Origin of the sequence: Pollutimonas rozaliensis (genome assembly GCF_048751585.1) — a bacterium.
Lineage (GTDB): Bacteria > Pseudomonadota > Gammaproteobacteria > Burkholderiales > Burkholderiaceae_B.
Map to the genome: position 1 here is coordinate 1 of NZ_JAZHOB010000080.1, position 278 is coordinate 278.

Annotated in this window: 1 protein-coding gene; it reads left to right on the forward strand. The window is 52.9% G+C overall.

The features are described from left to right. The first annotated feature begins 1 nt into the window (after position 1). Positions 2 to 208, forward strand: a complete 207-nt coding sequence (hfq, locus tag V0R37_RS22055; protein ID WP_420376550.1) for an RNA chaperone Hfq — start codon at positions 2 to 4, stop codon at positions 206 to 208. Positions 209 to 278: the final 70 nt, after the last annotated feature.

A 278-nucleotide genomic window follows, 5' to 3' on the forward strand; every position in this document is an offset into this window, starting at 1 on the left:
TTTGCGCAAGGAGCGCATTCCGGTCTCTATTTTCCTGGTAAACGGCATTAAGCTGCAGGGCCAGATTGAATCGTTTGACCAGTTTGTCATCTTGTTGCGCAATACCGTCAGTCAGATGGTTTATAAACACGCCATTTCCACCGTCGTGCCCTCGCGCAATGTGCGCCTGCCAGCACAGGATCCCTCAGCGGCTGACGCTGACATCTGAGACGGCTGGATGGCAAGAGAGTCCACGAGGTATTGATTGTTTTTTGAACGCCCTGAAGCCGGTGAAACGG